General features: G+C 52.5%; 13 protein-coding genes. 5 read left to right on the top strand and 8 right to left on the bottom strand.

The features are described 5' to 3' along the window. The first annotated feature begins 115 nt into the window (after positions 1–115). Positions 116–1618 (top strand): helicase HerA-like C-terminal domain-containing protein, encoded by a 1503-nt coding sequence (locus D8682_RS18425; RefSeq protein WP_064543242.1) that lies wholly within the window; start codon positions 116–118, stop codon positions 1616–1618. 219 nt (positions 1619–1837) lie between these two features. Here D8682_RS18425 and lptG read toward each other — a convergent pair whose 3' ends face one another. Together lptG and lptF are read right to left on the bottom strand one after the other, a co-directional pair. Further along, entirely contained in the window at positions 1838–2917 is a 1080-nt protein-coding gene (gene lptG / locus D8682_RS18420; protein WP_064543240.1) for an LPS export ABC transporter permease LptG, read from the bottom strand. Further along, entirely contained in the window at positions 2918–4021 is a 1104-nt protein-coding gene (lptF, locus tag D8682_RS18415) for an LPS export ABC transporter permease LptF (protein ID WP_064543238.1), read from the bottom strand. It lies immediately after the preceding gene. Between the two features lie 275 nt (positions 4022–4296). On the opposite strand from lptF, the gene pepA reads away from it, so the two are divergent. The 4 genes from pepA (at position 4297) to D8682_RS18390 (ending at position 9866) form a co-directional block, all read left to right on the top strand. After that, positions 4297–5808, top strand: coding sequence for a leucyl aminopeptidase (gene pepA, locus D8682_RS18405; RefSeq protein WP_064543236.1), 1512 nt, complete (start codon positions 4297–4299; stop codon positions 5806–5808). A gap of 114 nt (positions 5809–5922) precedes the next feature. Further along, positions 5923–6381: a DNA polymerase III subunit chi gene (locus D8682_RS18400; RefSeq protein WP_064543234.1), complete on the top strand. Its 459-nt coding sequence runs from the start codon at positions 5923–5925 to the stop codon at positions 6379–6381. A 6-nt stretch (positions 6382–6387) separates the two neighbouring features. After that, positions 6388–9243: a valine--tRNA ligase gene (locus D8682_RS18395; protein ID WP_121814836.1), complete on the top strand. Its 2856-nt coding sequence runs from the start codon at positions 6388–6390 to the stop codon at positions 9241–9243. 119 nt (positions 9244–9362) lie between these two features. Then, positions 9363–9866 (top strand): GNAT family N-acetyltransferase, encoded by a 504-nt coding sequence (locus D8682_RS18390; RefSeq protein WP_121814835.1) that lies wholly within the window; start codon positions 9363–9365, stop codon positions 9864–9866. A gap of 66 nt (positions 9867–9932) precedes the next feature. Here D8682_RS18390 and uhpT read toward each other — a convergent pair whose 3' ends face one another. The 6 genes from uhpT to rraB form a co-directional block, all read right to left on the bottom strand. After that, positions 9933–11324 carry a hexose-6-phosphate:phosphate antiporter gene (gene uhpT, locus D8682_RS18385; RefSeq protein ID WP_121814834.1) on the bottom strand — a complete coding sequence of 464 codons (1392 nt, stop codon included), beginning with the start codon at positions 11322–11324 and terminating at the stop codon, positions 9933–9935. Between the two features lie 138 nt (positions 11325–11462). Further along, positions 11463–12809 (bottom strand): MFS transporter, encoded by a 1347-nt coding sequence (locus tag D8682_RS18380; protein WP_121815730.1) that lies wholly within the window; start codon positions 12807–12809, stop codon positions 11463–11465. Then, positions 12800–14302, bottom strand: a complete 1503-nt coding sequence (gene uhpB, locus D8682_RS18375) for a signal transduction histidine-protein kinase/phosphatase UhpB (protein ID WP_064543223.1) — start codon at positions 14300–14302, stop codon at positions 12800–12802. Before uhpB ends, D8682_RS18380 begins: the two co-directional genes overlap by 10 nt. Beyond that, entirely contained in the window at positions 14302–14892 is a 591-nt protein-coding gene (gene uhpA, locus D8682_RS18370; RefSeq protein ID WP_121814833.1) for a transcriptional regulator UhpA, read from the bottom strand. The genes uhpB and uhpA overlap by 1 nt, the downstream gene beginning before the upstream one ends. A 55-nt stretch (positions 14893–14947) precedes the next feature. Beyond that, positions 14948–15724 carry a tRNA isopentenyl-2-thiomethyl-A-37 hydroxylase MiaE gene (locus D8682_RS18365; protein WP_064543218.1) on the bottom strand — a complete coding sequence of 259 codons (777 nt, stop codon included), beginning with the start codon at positions 15722–15724 and terminating at the stop codon, positions 14948–14950. 57 nt (positions 15725–15781) lie between these two features. Further along, a complete protein-coding gene (gene rraB / locus D8682_RS18360) occupies positions 15782–16207 on the bottom strand; it encodes a ribonuclease E inhibitor RraB (protein ID WP_121814832.1) in 426 nt (141 codons plus the stop codon). Positions 16208–16324 lie beyond the last annotated feature (117 nt).

Genomic DNA, 16324 nt, shown 5'->3' with positions numbered 1-16324 from the left:
ATACATATGCAAAGCATAGCCTTTGCTGCGAGGATCTGCGCAAACCAGGATTTTGGCGGGTGACGTTCCGTATGCGCTTGCTATGCTTATGGAAATATCGCCACAGGAAATCATCATGATTGCACCACTGCTGATTGCCAGAACCACTGAACAAGAACTGCATTTACTGCCCGGCATGGCAAACCGTCACGGGCTGATAACCGGGGCGACCGGCACCGGTAAAACGGTGACGTTACAAAAGCTGGCTGAGTCGTTTTCAGAGATTGGCGTACCGGTATTTATGGCGGATGTGAAAGGTGACCTCACCGGTATTGCACAAGAAGGCGTTGAGTCTGAAAAGCTGCTCGCACGGCTGGCAAAAATTGGTGTGACTGACTGGTCACCGCACAAAAACCCGGTGGTGCTGTGGGACATCTTTGGCGAAAAAGGCCATCCGGTACGGGCGACTGTTTCAGATCTTGGCCCGCTGTTACTCGCCCGCCTGCTTAATCTCAATGAAGTACAGTCTGGTGTGCTACAAATCATCTTCCGCATTGCTGATGATCAAGGCTTGTTGCTGCTCGATTTTAAAGATTTGCGCGCCGCGACGCAGTACATCGGCGATAACGCAAAATCGTTCCAGAACCAGTACGGCAATATCAGCAGTGCTTCTGTCGGTGCCATTCAACGTGGGCTTTTACAGCTCGAACAACAAGGTGCTGAGTATTTCTTTGGCGAACCGATGCTGGATATTAAAGACTGGATGCGTACCGATGCCAACGGTAAAGGCATTATCAATATTTTATCTGCCGAAAAGCTGTACCAGATGCCGAAACTGTATGCCGCCAGTTTGCTGTGGATGCTTTCAGAAATTTATGAACAACTACCAGAAGCTGGTGACCTGGAAAAACCAAAACTAGTGTTCTTTTTTGATGAAGCGCATCTGCTATTTAACGACGCGCCGCAAGTGCTACTGGATAAAATCGAGCAGGTTATTCGTTTGATTCGTTCCAAAGGCGTTGGGGTGTATTTTGTTTCCCAAAACCCGTCGGATATTCCAGATACCGTACTGGGGCAGTTAGGTAATCGGGTCCAGCATGCGCTACGCGCCTTTACACCGAAGGACCAGAAAGCAGTAAAAACGGCGGCACAAACCATGCGAGCCAACCCTAAATTCGATACTGAGAAAGCGATTCAGGAGCTTGGGACTGGGGAAGCATTGATTTCTTTGCTGGACGAAAAAGGCAGCCCAACGGTAGTCGAGCGCGCCATGGTAATTGCACCTTGCTCACGCATGGGGCCAGTCACTGAAGATGAACGTAACGGGTTACTGAATCATTCACCGCTATACGGCAAATACGATGAAACGGTCGATCGTGAATCCGCCTATGAACGATTACAACAGGGTGTGCAAGCCGCAGGTGAGCAACAAAATGCACCGCCTGCAAAAGGCGAATCTGTTGCGGTAGATGACGGCATCCTTGGCGGACTGAAGGATATTTTGTTTGGAACCACAGGGCCGCGTGGTGGCAAAAAAGACGGTGTGGTGCAAACCATGGCCAAGAGTGCAGCACGCCAGGTGACTAACCAAATTATTCGTGGAGTCTTAGGTAGTATTATGGGTGGGCGTAAACGGTAATATCTACACGTTAACTATCTATACCCAAAATAATTCGAGTTGCAGCAAGGCGGCAAAAGAACAACAAATTTGTCTGGAACAAATTTGAACGCTGCTTGCAGCGTCCCCAAAGGGGTAAGACCCAAGGATGGGCCGCATAAGCCCCAGGAGCTTACATAAGTAAGTGACTGGGGTTTGTGAGTGCAGCCAACACAGTTGCAGCTTGAAGTATGATGGGTATTAGCCGGAGCGCTTCATCATTAACCACAGGCTGATTAAGAAGAACGTTGCACTTGGTAGCAAAGCACCCAAAATCGGCGGGATGCTGTACACAAGGCTGAGAGGGCCAAATATTTGGTCGAGCACGTAGAACACAAAACCAAAGCTGATACCGGTGACAACTCTCACCCCCATCGGCACGCTACGCAGTGGGCCAAAGATGAACGACAGTGCCATTAACATCATTACCGCAACAGAGAGTGGCGCGAAGATTTTGCTCCACATATTGAGCTGATAACGCCCGGCATCTTGTCCACTGGCCTTAAGGTACTTAACGTAGTTGTGCAGACCGCTAATCGATAGCGCATCCGGGTCGAGTGCCACAACACCCAGTTTGTCTGGGGTTAAGTTAGTTTTCCACTCGCCACTAACCGTCTGTGAGCCAGTAATTTGTTTCGTGTCGGTGAGGTTAGATTCATCAACCTGAGACAGTCGCCATACTTTATGCTCCACATCGTATTGTGCTGATGCGGCATATCGAACTGATTCGAGGCGTTTTTCTTTACTGAAACTGTAAATGCTCACACCGGCGAGGTCGTTGTTACCTTTCACACGTTCGATATAGACAAAGTTGTGGCCATCTTTTGCCCACAAACCTTGCTGGGTCGTCAGCAAAGAACCGCCGTACATCTGTTGCGCACGGTAGTTACGCGCCATTTGTTCGCCTTGCGGTGCCACCCATTCACCAATGGCCATAGTCAGCAACACCAGCGGAATAGCCGTTTTCATTACGGCCAAGGCAATCTGCATGCGGGTAAAACCGGAGGCCTGCATAACCACCAGCTCACTGCGCTGTGCCAGCATCCCTAACCCTAACAACGCACCGAGAAGTGCGGCCATCGGGAAGAAAATCTGGATGTCTTTTGGAATGCTAAGGACGGTATATATCCCCGCCCCCATCGCCGAATAGCTGCCCTGACCGGCCTTTTTCAACTGGTCAACAAACTTAATAATGCCCGACAGCGACACCAGCATGAACAATGTCATCATGATGGTGGTGAAGATGGTTTTACCGATATAACGGTCGAGAACACCAAACATTTATGCCGCTCCTCGTGTTTTGCTAAAGCGTGCACGTAGCTGGCGCATCGGCACCGTATCCCACACATTGAGCACCACTGCGATGGCAAAATAGACCAGGTTAACCAACCACATCCATAGCATTGGGTCGATTTTCCCTTTCGCCGCATTCGATTTCAGAGAAGTTTGCAGCAGGAAGAAGACCAAATACAACAACATGGCTGGCAGCATTGAAAGCACACGACCTTGTCGCGGGTTCACTACGCTTAACGGAACAACCATCAATGCCATGATAAAGACGGTCACTATCAGCGTAAGACGCCAATGTAATTCAGCTCGCGTGTTAGGCGCATCGCTTGCCCACAAGGCTCGCGTGTACATTTGACTGGAGTCATCGGGATCAAGCGCGACCGACTGGTGCCCAACAATCGCCTGGTAATCCTGGAAGTCTGTAATACGGAAATCACGCAGCAGTGCGGTGCCTTCAAAACGAGTGCCCGTATTGAGCGTCACCACCTGGGAACCATCTGGCCGCTGTGACAAATGGCCGGAATCCGCAACAACGACGGATGGACGCGCATTACCTTTCGGACGCAATTGCGCCAGGAAAACATCGTTGAAGCTTGAACCGTTAACACTCTCAATGAACAGCACTGAGTTGCCATCGGTCGCTTGCTGGAATTGCCCTTGAGCCAGCGCAGCCATGCCAGGGTTAGCTTTGGCTTCCGCCAGCACTGCATCCTGGTGGCGTGAAGACCACGGGCCGAGCCACATCACGTTGATGGTAGCAACAGCACCGGTAAAGAGTGCGAGGATCATTGCAGCTTTGATCAGCACCGCTTTACTCAAGCCACAAGCATGCATTACCGTAATTTCGCTTTCGGTATACAGGCGGCCAAAGGTCATGAGTAACCCAAGGAAAAGGCTAAGAGGCAGGATAAGTTGCGCCATTTCAGGCACGCCCAGCCCTAAGAGAGAGAAAACGAGATTTGTCGGAATATCGCCGTCAACCGCTGCCCCAAGAATCCTGACTAGCTTCTGACAAAAGAAGATCAGCAGCAGGATGAAGAGGATCGCAAGTTGGCTTTTGAACGTCTCCCGAACCAGATATCTTATGATAATCACATTAAATACGCCTGTGAAAACGAGTCTTTTTGCAGGAAAATTGCTTGTTTCATCGCTTATACGTCATTTATTCTCTTGAGTCGTCGAAAACATCGCTAAGATTAAGAAGCTCAGCATGTTTCTGGCACAGGGTGATTTAATTGACGTCGCCAAAACAGTACAAACATACTCGTAAGATTAACACGAAGTCATCGCAACCGCGGACATGAGTTACGAAAGCTTGTAATTCTAGCTGTAGCCACCGTCGTTGTCTTTAAGATTCAGGAGCGTAGTGCATGGAGTTCAGTGTAAAAAGCGGTAGCCCCGAGAAACAGCGTAGTGCCTGCATCGTTGTGGGAGTCTTTGAACCGCGTCGCCTGTCCCCGGTCGCCGAACAACTCGATAAAATCAGCGATGGCTACATCAGCGCGCTTTTGCGCCGTGGTGAGCTCGAGGGAAAAGCCGGCCAAACTTTATTGCTTCACCATGTTCCGAACGTGCTCTCAGAGCGCATTCTGCTGATTGGCTGTGGCAAAGAACGTGAACTGGACGAGCGTCAGTATAAGCAAGTTATCCAAAAAACGATCAATACACTAAACGATACGGGTTCGATGGAAGCCGTTTGCTTCCTGACCGAACTCCACGTTAAAGGCCGCAACACTTACTGGAAAGTACGCCAGGCGGTGGAAACGGCAAAAGAGTCCTTGTATAGCTTCGATCAGCTCAAGACCAACAAAAGCGAGCCACGTCGTCCGTTGCGTAAAATGGTCTTTAACGTGCCAACCCGTCGCGAACTGACCAGCGGCGAGCGCGCCATTCAGCATGGTCTGGCGATTGCTGCCGGTATTAAAGCAGCAAAAGATCTTGGCAATATGCCACCAAACATCTGTAACGCGGCATACCTGGCTTCCCAGGCACGTCAACTGGCTGATTCTTACAGCAAAAATGTGGTCACTCGTGTCATCGGTGAGCAGCAGATGAAAGAGCTGGGCATGCACTCTTACCTCGCAGTAGGTGATGGTTCCCAGAACGAATCTCTGATGTCCGTAATCGAATACAAAGGCAATAATTCACCGGATGTGCGCCCTATCGTGCTGGTCGGTAAAGGCCTGACGTTCGACTCAGGTGGTATTTCTATCAAACCTGCCGAAGGCATGGATGAGATGAAATACGATATGTGCGGCGCAGCTTCCGTGTACGGCGTGATGCGTATGGTGGCTGAACTGAATCTGCCAATTAACGTTATCGGCGTGCTGGCGGGCTGTGAAAACATGCCTGGCGGGCGTGCGTATCGCCCAGGCGACGTGCTGACAACGATGTCTGGCCAGACCGTTGAAGTACTGAATACCGATGCGGAAGGCCGTCTGGTGCTGTGTGATGTGCTGACTTATGTTGAGCGCTTCGAACCTGAAGTGGTTATCGATGTGGCAACGCTTACCGGCGCATGTGTGATTGCCCTGGGCCATCACATCACCGGTTTGATGTCGAATCACAACCCACTGGCACATGAGCTGATTAGCGCCTCTGAGCAAGCGGGTGACCGCGCGTGGCGTCTGCCGATTGCCGATGAGTATCAGGAACAGTTGGAAACCAATTTTGCTGATATGGCAAATATCGGTGGCCGTCCAGGCGGCGCTATCACTGCAGCCTGCTTCCTGTCGCGCTTTACCCGTAAGTACAACTGGGCACACCTCGATATCGCAGGTACCGCCTGGCGTTCAGGTAAAGCGAAAGGGGCAACCGGTCGTCCGGTGGCACTGTTGTCGCAATTCCTGTTGAACCGTTCAGGGTTTAACGGCGAAGAGTGATTGTTTCCCCTCACCCCGACCCTCTCCCTCAGGAGAGGGTGAAAAGAATGTTCCCTCTCCTGGGGGAGAGGGTTAGGGTGAGGGCGTCCATATTCAATAGAAAAAGCTGGCTTAATGAAAAACGCGACGTTCTACCTGCTCGACAACGACACGCCTTCCGGTGAGTTGAGTGCCGTTGAAGCGTTGGTGTGTGAACTGGCGGCAGAAAGCTTTCGCGCAGGAAAACGCCTGCTGATTGCTTGTGTTGATGAACAACAAGCGATCCGTCTGGATGAAGCTCTTTGGCAGCGCGACGCGCACGCGTTTGTACCGCATAATCTTGCCGGTGAAGGCCCGCGTTACGGAGCCCCTGTGGAATTGGCCTGGCCGCAGCGGCGTGGGAGTTCAGCCCGCGATGTGCTGATTAGCCTGTTGCCACAGTTCGCAGATTTTGCCACCGCTTTCCATGAAGTGATAGACTTCGTACCTTACGAAGACACTCAAAAACAACTGGCCCGCGATCGCTATAAAGCATATCGCGTTGCTGGTTTCCACTTGACTACGGCGACTCATACCCCGCCGGGAACGACATAGCAGACAATGGAAAAGACATATAACCCGCAAGATATCGAACAGCCGCTTTACGAGCACTGGGAACAGCAGGGCTACTTTAAGCCAAATGGCGATACCAGCCAGGAAAGCTTCTGCATCATGATCCCGCCGCCGAACGTTACCGGCAGCTTGCATATGGGTCACGCCTTCCAGCAAACGATCATGGATACCATGATTCGTTACCAGCGCATGCAGGGTAAAAATACTCTGTGGCAGGCGGGGACTGACCACGCCGGCATCGCGACCCAGATGGTCGTTGAGCGCAAAATTGCCGCCGAAGAAGGGAAAACACGTCACGACTATGGCCGCGACGCCTTTATCGAGAAAATTTGGCAGTGGAAGGCAGAGTCTGGTGGCACCATCACCCGTCAGATGCGTCGTCTCGGCAACTCAGTTGACTGGGAGCGCGAACGCTTCACCATGGATGAAGGCCTGTCCAACGCGGTGAAAGAAGTGTTCGTTCGCCTGTACAAAGAAGACCTGATTTATCGCGGTAAGCGCCTGGTAAACTGGGACCCGAAACTGCGCACGGCAATTTCCGATCTGGAAGTGGAAAACCGTGAGTCCAAAGGTTCCATGTGGCACCTGCGTTATCCGCTGGCTGACGGCGCGAAAACCGCTGATGGCAAAGATTACCTGGTTGTTGCGACCACCCGTCCAGAAACCGTACTCGGTGATACTGGCGTGGCCGTGAACCCGGAAGATCCGCGTTATAAAGATTTGATCGGTAAATTTGTGGTGCTGCCGCTGGTTAACCGCCGCATTCCAGTTGTTGGCGATGAACACGCCGATATGGAAAAAGGCACCGGCTGCGTGAAAATAACGCCTGCACACGACTTTAACGACTATGAAGTTGGCCGTCGTCACGCCCTGCCAATGATCAACATTCTGACCTTCGACGGTGATATCCGCGAAACAGCAGAAGTGTTCGATACCAACGGCGAAGAAGCCGATGTGTATAGCAACGAAATCCCGGCTCAATTCCAGAAATTAGAACGTTTCGCCGCGCGTAAAGCGGTGGTTGCGGCGTTTGATGAAATGGGCCTGCTCGAAGAAGTCAAACCACACGATCTGACCGTACCTTACGGCGACCGTGGCGGCGTGGTTATCGAGCCAATGCTGACTGACCAATGGTACGTGCGTACTGCTCCGCTGGCGAAAGTCGCGGTTGAAGCGGTTGAGCAAGGCGACATTCAGTTCGTGCCGAAGCAGTACGAAAACATGTACTTCTCCTGGATGCGTGATATTCAGGACTGGTGTATTTCTCGTCAGCTGTGGTGGGGTCACCGTATCCCGGCCTGGTACGATGCTGAAGGCAACGTGTACGTTGGCCGCAACGAAGCGGAAGTCCGTGCTGAAAACAATCTTAGCGACGACGTTGTTCTGAACCAGGACGAAGACGTACTGGATACCTGGTTCTCCTCCGGTCTGTGGACGTTCTCCACACTCGGCTGGCCGGAAAACACCGAAGCGCTGCGAACCTTCCACCCTACCAGCGTGATGGTTAGCGGCTTTGACATCATCTTCTTCTGGATTGCACGCATGATCATGCTGACCATGCACTTCATCAAAGATGAAGACGGCAAACCACAGGTTCCGTTTAAAACCGTCTATATGACCGGTCTTATCCGTGATGACGAAGGGCAGAAAATGTCCAAGTCCAAGGGTAACGTTATCGATCCACTGGATATGGTTGATGGTATCTCCCTGGAAGACCTGCTTGAGAAACGCACCGGTAACATGATGCAGCCACAACTGGCTGAGAAAATCCGTAAGCGTACCGAGAAGCAATTCCCGAACGGCATTGAGCCACACGGCACCGATGCACTGCGCTTTACGCTGGCTGCACTGGCTTCTACCGGTCGCGATATCAACTGGGACATGAAGCGCCTGGAAGGTTACCGTAACTTCTGTAACAAGCTGTGGAACGCCAGCCGTTTCGTGATGATGAATACCGAAGACCAGGATTGCGGCTTTAACGGCGGCGAAATGGTTCTGTCTCTGGCAGACCGCTGGATTCTGGCGGAATTCAACCGCACGGTGAAAGCGTACCGTGAAGCGCTGGACAGCTATCGCTTTGATATCGCTGCCAACATTCTGTATGAATTCACCTGGAACCAGTTCTGTGACTGGTATCTGGAGCTGACCAAACCGGTCATGAACAGTGGCTCTGAAGCGGAATTGCGCGGCACGCGTAATACGCTGATTAACGTGCTGGAAGGTTTGCTGCGTCTTGCGCATCCAATCATTCCATTCATCACTGAAACCATCTGGCAGCGCGTGAAAACCTTCAAAGGCATCACCGACGATACCATCATGCTGCAACCGTTCCCGGCGTATAACAGCGCACAGGACGATGAAGCTGCGTTTGCCGATACCGAGTGGCTGAAGCTGGCAATCACCGCAGTGCGTAACGTTCGTGCTGAGATGAACATCTCTCCGGGTAAACCACTGCCAGTATTGCTGCGCAACGTCAGTGCAGAAGCGGAACGTCGCGTTAATGCGAACCGTACCTTCCTGCAAAACCTGGCGCGCCTGGAAAGCATCACCCTGCTGCCTGCTGATGATAAAGGCCCGGTTTCCGTGACCAAAATCATCGAAGGTGCAGAGCTGCTGATCCCTATGGCGGGTCTGGTAGACAAAGCGGCTGAACTTGCACGTCTGGATAAAGAGATGGCGAAGCTGGATGTTGAAATTACAGCCATCGAAAACAAGCTGTCTAACGAAGGCTTTGTGGCACGCGCGCCTGAAGCTGTTGTCGCGAAAGAACGCGAACGTCTGGCTGCTTGTGGCGAAGCTAAAGTGAAACTGACTGAACAGAAAGCGACGATTGCCGCGCTGTAATTAGGTTGGTTGAAAGTTAAAAGGCCGGGGAAATTTCCCGGCCTTTTTTATACGCTTGCACCCTCCTGAGGGGAGTGCTATTAAATCGGAATATTCTTTAATAAATCACGAGCTAATTTATGAATATCGAAGCTCCGGTTGAAATCGCTCTGCGCCGGATAACCCCCCACGATAATGCGGCTATTGCCCGTGTTATCCGTGAAGTCTCTGCTGAATATGGTTTAACTGCCGATAAAGGCTACACGGTGGCCGATCCCAATCTGGACGAGCTATTTCAGGTTTATAGCCAACCTGGGCATGCTTTCTGGATTGTAGAAATGGATGGCAAAGTGGTCGGTGGCGGAGGTGTCGCACCTTTAACGTGTAGCGAGCCGGATATTTGTGAATTGCAGAAGATGTATTTCCTGCCGGTGGTTCGTGGCAAAGGTCTGGCAAAACGTCTGGCGTTACAGGCGATGGATTTCGCCCGCGAAGAGGGTTTTAAACGCTGCTATCTGGAAACCACTGCGTTTCTGACCGAAGCGATTGCGCTGTATGAGCACCTGGGCTTTGAACATATTTCTGAACCACTTGGCTGTACCGGACACGTGGATTGCGAAGTGCGGATGATTAAGTCTCTGTAACCCTTCGAAAACGGGTTTACTGAATCCATTAGATCCAGCAAACCCTTCAACTATTACTGTCAACTATTACTGGGTAGCTAAACGCTGAATGCGTTTATCGCGGCGGATTTTGCGTTCTTCCATTATCGCGACCATCGCCATCAGTACAATGCAGCCAATAGCAGCAGCATCCAGTGCAGCGAAAGTCCCTGCCCAGCCGGTCAGGCCAAAGATTGGCGTACCATCGGCAATCATCCCCAGCCCCAATTTAGCGAAACTGTCACCGATAAGATAAGCAAAGGTTCCTTTAATTCCGTCGGCCGCGCCGATGGCTTTTTTCGGAACGAAACCGACCGCCGCTACACCAATCAGCAACTGCGGGCCAAACACCAGAAAGCCCAGCGCGAACAGTGATGTCAGGTAGACATACTGGTTGCTGGCGTGCTGATAAACGCCGAGGGTAGCGATAATTAATGCCAGTGCGACACAGGCGACCAGCGCACGGCGACCATTCGCCAGATCCGACAGCCAGCCCCACAGCAATGTGCCGACCAACGCCCCCACTTCAAACAGAGTAAAGCCCTGAATCGCTACTTCTTTAGAGAGCTTCAGCTCCTGGAAGGCGTAAACCGTAGACCACTGATCGATGCCAATGCGCACCACGTAGAGGAAGATGTTGGAAAAGCATAGCAACCAGATAACTTTGTTCTTTAACACGTATTCAACGAAGATCTGCCATTTGGTCATCGACTCATCTTCGGTCACTTTATCTTCTTCGCTCAGTTCTTCGCTGAACAGCTCTTCAGCTTTACCCAAGCCGTAAGATTCAGGGGAGTCGCTGCCATATCGCAGGCCAATGAAGCCAACAACCAACGCGATGATGGACGGGAAGATAAACATGCCAATCACGTGACCGTCGAACAGGACGTTCGCGCCAAACAGCGCCACACCCGCCGCGCCAGCACCACCCAGATTATGGGAGATATTCCACAGCCCCAGATAGGTTCCACGCTTACGGCGAGGCGTCCATTTGGTAATGGTGGAATAGCTGCACGAACCACCCGCGCTTTGGAAGAAGCCGCTCAGGGCGTAGAAGGCAATCATCATAAACAGGCTGACAGAACCCGTTCCCATACTGGCGCTAAAACCTAACATACAGATTGCGGAGAGGATCAGCATAAACGGCAGGAACTGCTTAGTGTTTTTGCCATCTGCATAGTAGGAAACCAGGGTTTTGCCCACGCCGTAGGTGATGGAAAAGCCCAGGCCGATCATCCCCAGTTGCGTCATGCTCAGCCCGTAGGTCGAGATCATGTCATTCTGCGCAATATTGAAGTTCTTACGAATCAGGTACATGGTCAGGTAGCCAATAAAAACTACCAGATAAGACTGCATGAACGGTTTGAACCACATCTTGCGCCGTACATCGAGCGGCAGATCCAGGGTCGGCTTGCGCACCTGGTTTAATAAGGCCAGCATGGATTACTCCTGATTTAAAAACCTGCGTGATAGCAGGTATTGTAAAAATCAGCAGCAGCTTTGGCCTGAGATGGCTTCCAGGGGAAACCTGGAAAATTTCTTAGTTTTGCGCCATTCGAGGTAAAAAGGTGAGATGCATCACGCTTCGCTGCAGGTGCGTGGGGACTGGGCGTTAAGAAATGGCAGCAACAGCAGTGCAGAGATCCCTGCGGCGATGGCGATTACGGCGAAGAAACCGTTCCAGTGCCAAATGTCGATAACCCTCGCCAGCGGCCATCCAGAGAGTGATGCCCCGAGATAGGCGAACAAGCCCACGAAGCCGGTAGCGGCCCCCGCGGCCTCTTTGTGGGAGCACTCCGCCGCCGCCATGCCGATAAGCATCTGCGGGCCAAACACAAAGAAACCAGTGGTGAAGAAGCAGGCCGCCTGCATGACGTAGCTGGCAAATGGCATCAGCCACAACGAGCCTACTGAAAGCAAAATTCCGGCGGCAAATATCAGATTCATTGGCCCGCGGTTGCCGTTGAAAAGTTTGTCCGATCCCCACCCTGCCACCAGTGCGCCGATAAACCCACCCAACTCAAACATCGTTACCGCGGAGTTGGCGGTAACCAAGTCCACGCCCAGAGTCTCTGACATGTAGAGGTTTCCCCAGTCGTTAATCGCCGCCCGTACCACGTAGACCAGCACATAACACAGTGACAGCAGCCAGATATAGGGATTCCCCAGAACGTATTTGTAGAGGATTTCCCGACGCGTCAGCCCTGTTCCTTCCTGCTGTTGGGCGATTTCCAGTTCGTCATGCCGCCAGTCACCTATCGGCGGCAAGCCAACGGTTTGCGGGCGATCTCGCAGACGCCAACAGAGAAATAGCCCAGCAAGAATAGCCAGCGAACCGGCGATCATCATCCCCACCCGCCAACCGTAATGCAGTGTTGCAGCCCCAACCACCATCGGGATTAGAGCCCCACCGACATTATGCGCAGTATTCCATACCGCCCACCAGCCACCGCGTTCAGTGCGTGAGTACCATGCCGTTAGCAATCGCGCGCACACCGGCGAGCCCCAGCCCTGGAAAAAAGCATTCAATACCCACAGCAAGGCAAATGCCCAAAGGGAGGTAGAGAAACCAAAAAGGATGTTAACAATACCTGTTGCGATTAACCCTGTTCCCATGAAATAACGAGCGTTGGATCGGTCACTGACGATGCCGGATACAAATTTCGACAGCCCGTAAGTTATGTAAAACAACGTCGCCAGCAGGCCGATATCGGTACGCGTCATCACGCCGCTGGCGAGGATTTCCGGTGCCGCGGCGTTAAAGCTTTTACGGGTGAAGTAAAACAGTGCATAACCCAACCAAATAGTGACCAGAATGTGCCGACGCCAGTAGCGATAGCGCTCGTCAATTTCGGCTTTACCGCTGACAGGCGTAGCCACCGGGGGACTTTCAGAAAAGTGAGCATCGTCAGCCCTTAGGTGTATCGCAATGGCAAATTTACGCTTACGCGAGTGCCGTAAGTGCAGGAAATATTGAGAGTTCCACCGAGCGCTGTCACACGTTCGCACATGCCCGTCAGGCCGAAGCCTTGCTGCCCGGATTCGGTAGGCAGGCCGCTGCCGTCATCTTCAATCACCAGCATCAGCCGCTCATCTTGCTGCCAGCCTTGAATCGTTACCGCGCTAGCGCTAGCGTGCTTCACAATGTTGTTTAACCCTTCCTGGCAAACGCGGAACAGTGTCACTCGTTGGCTTTCGCTCAGCAGCGGTTCGTCAATTTGCCAGTCGAGATGGCTGATGATGCCCCGACTTTCCAGCTCCATTTCACGCATCAACGAGCGAATTGCCTGCTCCAGAGATAAATCATCCAACTGGCGTGGACGCAGTCTTCCCAGCAGACGGCGTACCGAATCATAAATCCCAAGGGATAACTGTTCGATGTGCAATCCCCCCATCTTGACCCCGTCATTGCCCTGCGCCAGTCGCTGCACAATACCCGCCTGGGTACGAATTGCGGTAATGGTCTGGCCGATGTCGTCATGTAGCTCACGAGCCACGTCGCGCCGCACACTCTCTTCGGTTTCCAGCAAGCGTTCAGCAAGGCGACGGTTACGCACCAGTTCGGTTTGCAGGGACTGATTAAGCTCACGCAGGCGCTGGATCCCCGCCCCCAGCAGAAGTCCGGTCAGGCTTTGAGCCAGCAGCGAGAGGAGTAAATCCACAGGATGATCGTGCCAGGTCTGGCTGGCGATTAGCGCGATGGCATTCATCAACGTCGCGATCAGCGCGCCCTGCCAGCCGTAGTGCCAGGCAAGGGCGATAATCGGCAACGCCAGGCAGAACGGCGTAAAGCGAGCAAGTTCGTCAGGTAGCCCGAGCTGTAGCCACAAGCTGAGCACAAACAGTAACAGGTACCAGATAAGGTGGCGGGCACGCCAGTTTACTGGTTGTGAAACCAATCCAGGTCCCAGCGGCTGCCAGACGGTACTGGTGAGGTAGTGCCAGATGACAAGGCAGGTTGGGGCCAGAGTTAGCCCGCCGGTCAGTGTGATCAGCAACGCGTTCAGCGTCTCCTGTCCTTGCCCGATCCACGGCAGTGACTGCAACAGTGCGGCGGCAATCAGCGCCCCGCCCTGACGGAGTAAAGTGCGCCAGTCACGCTGATGGCGGTAGCGGGAAATCAGCGCGACTGGCAGGACGGTTAGCACACCGCCAATCATTAGCAACGGAACATGCGTCAGAGCCACTTCCTGCGCCAGCCAGCCAAGCATCACCCATTCCGCGCCGAGCAACACGGGCCAGTAACCACGTGGACACTGCAGCATCAGGCCCAAACGCAGCCCAAAGGGAAACAGCAATACTGCCAGATCGGGCCGTTCCACCAAATGCAGGCTGATACTCCACAGGCAAAACCAGCTGGCCGTGAAGATAAAAAAGCTGGCGACGACGGAAATAAACCGGGAGAAAAAGGGTTGCATCACCATCCATCAAACAGGTGGTGAGCCAACCCAACGTCGTTACTGACGCCGAGTTTTTCCATCAGATTGGCACGATGGACGTGAACCGTCTTTGGCGATAGTCCAAGCTCAGTGGCGATCTCTTTGACCGCCATGCCCTGGGCTAGCTTTTCGGCTACCTGACGCTCGCGTTTGGTTAACGGATCCTGCCGTCCGGCCGCCAGTTTGATGGCGATGTCCGGCGTCAGATAGCAGCCACCTGTCGCCACCGTACGGACGGCGGCAATCAGCTCATCCGGGCTACAGCGTTTAGACAGAAAGCCACGTGCGCCTGCGTTTAAAGCCTGCTCCACCAAAGCCGGACTGTCGTGCACCGACAGCATAATGGTCGCCATTCCTTTTGGCAGTTGGCCGAGCAGTTCCAGCCCGGAAATATCCGGCATCGAGATGTCACAAATACACACCTGCACACCGCGGCCCGGCAGCCCAGCCAGCGCTTCGCGCCCGGAGCCGAACTCAACCACAATCTGAAAGTCCGGCTCCAGCCCCAATAGCTGCGCAAAGCCGGAGCGGACGATGAGGTGGTCGTCAATAAGGGCGATGGTTGTCATGATACTTTCCAGGAAGGTAAAAACGCGCTTACCTTAGCGATAAGCGTGTTGCTGTTCAAGCCTTAAGCGATTGACCGCCAGGCACACCACTATGAAAACGAAATTCGTTATCCGGGCTGCTAATTAAAGCTGCTTCTATATCACCAAAGAAACGCACTCGTTCACGAATATCCCCACCAGCAATCTTTTCAGCTAACGCTAAATAATCCTGATAATGCCGGGCTTCTGAACGCAGCAGCGACAAATAGAATTTCTGTAGCTCATCATCCAGATGGGGCGCCAGTGCAGCAAAGCGCTCACAAGATCGCGCCTCTATATACGCCCCACAAATCAATTTATCCACCAGCATCACTGGCTCATGGGTACGTGTTTCGCTCAGTAAGCCTTTGGCATAACGGCTGGCCGTGATTTTAACGTAGGGAATATTGCGAGCGAGCATGATCTCGCGCACCTGAAAGAAGTGGTGCAGCTCTTCTTTAATCAACAAAACCATGCTGTCGATGAGTTGCTGACCCCAGGCGTTTTGCGTTTTTGGCATCACGCTTTTACTCAGGCTTTTATGCAGCGCGACAAAATCAGGTTCTTTGCCTTCACGGAAAGTGAAATCTTCGTAAGGTTTTAGCCAATCAAGTAAAACCTGCGCGCTACTCTTATCGGCGACATATTTACGAATCAGGAACATGGCGGTTTGCGCCGCTTTGAGTTCGCATACCAGATGGTCGGTGAGCAACAGAGGTAAATACTCAGGCTGCCGGGCTTTTTCAATCCAGGCGTCAGGCGTTGGGCAATGCAGGAAATTGAGTACCGGGGAGAGGAGTTGCGGGTAGTTCATATTGGATTATTGTCTTTCCTTGATGTGCAGCGGCATTACGCCGCTGCACTGAAGAGATTAGTGGCGTACGCCGTCGTCATCTTCGTCAAATAAATCTTCGTCATCGCCTTCTTCACCCTCTTCGCCGTTCGGGTCTTCGAAGTAAGTGCCCCAACCGTCATAATCCACACCGAATTTCTCGGCGAGGTTTAGCAGTTGTTCAACTTGCTCATCCAGCAGTTCAGCTTTCAGCGCACATTCGCTCAGCACATCGCAGCAGATAACGGTGTCACCCTCTTCCACTTCCAGCTCTTCAGGGTCAGTCACTTCGTAACCCATTTTGAATGCCTCAACAGCGGCTTTTTCAAGAGTTTCGAAATCGTCTGCGGAAAGGTGATGCTCGATTGTGTACAGCGCGTCAGGATCGCTGCCGTCTTCCAGTAATTCTTCAATAATCAAACGCGTCTCTTCGCGTTGCTCTTCCAGCAGTTCTGGATTTGCCATGGCCCTTTCCTCAATTTTGTCGGCAGATACTTCTATTTTCACACACGGCTGAGTTTGCCTCCACCTTTCCCGCTAAAGATTTTACTTTCGGGGTTGCAAATGAATATTCATACATAT

This window comes from Buttiauxella sp. 3AFRM03 (assembly GCF_003675305.1).
GTDB lineage: Bacteria > Pseudomonadota > Gammaproteobacteria > Enterobacterales > Enterobacteriaceae > Buttiauxella > Buttiauxella ferragutiae.
The sequence above is the reverse complement of the archived record's forward strand: the minus strand, read 5'-3'. Positions and strand labels throughout refer to the sequence as shown.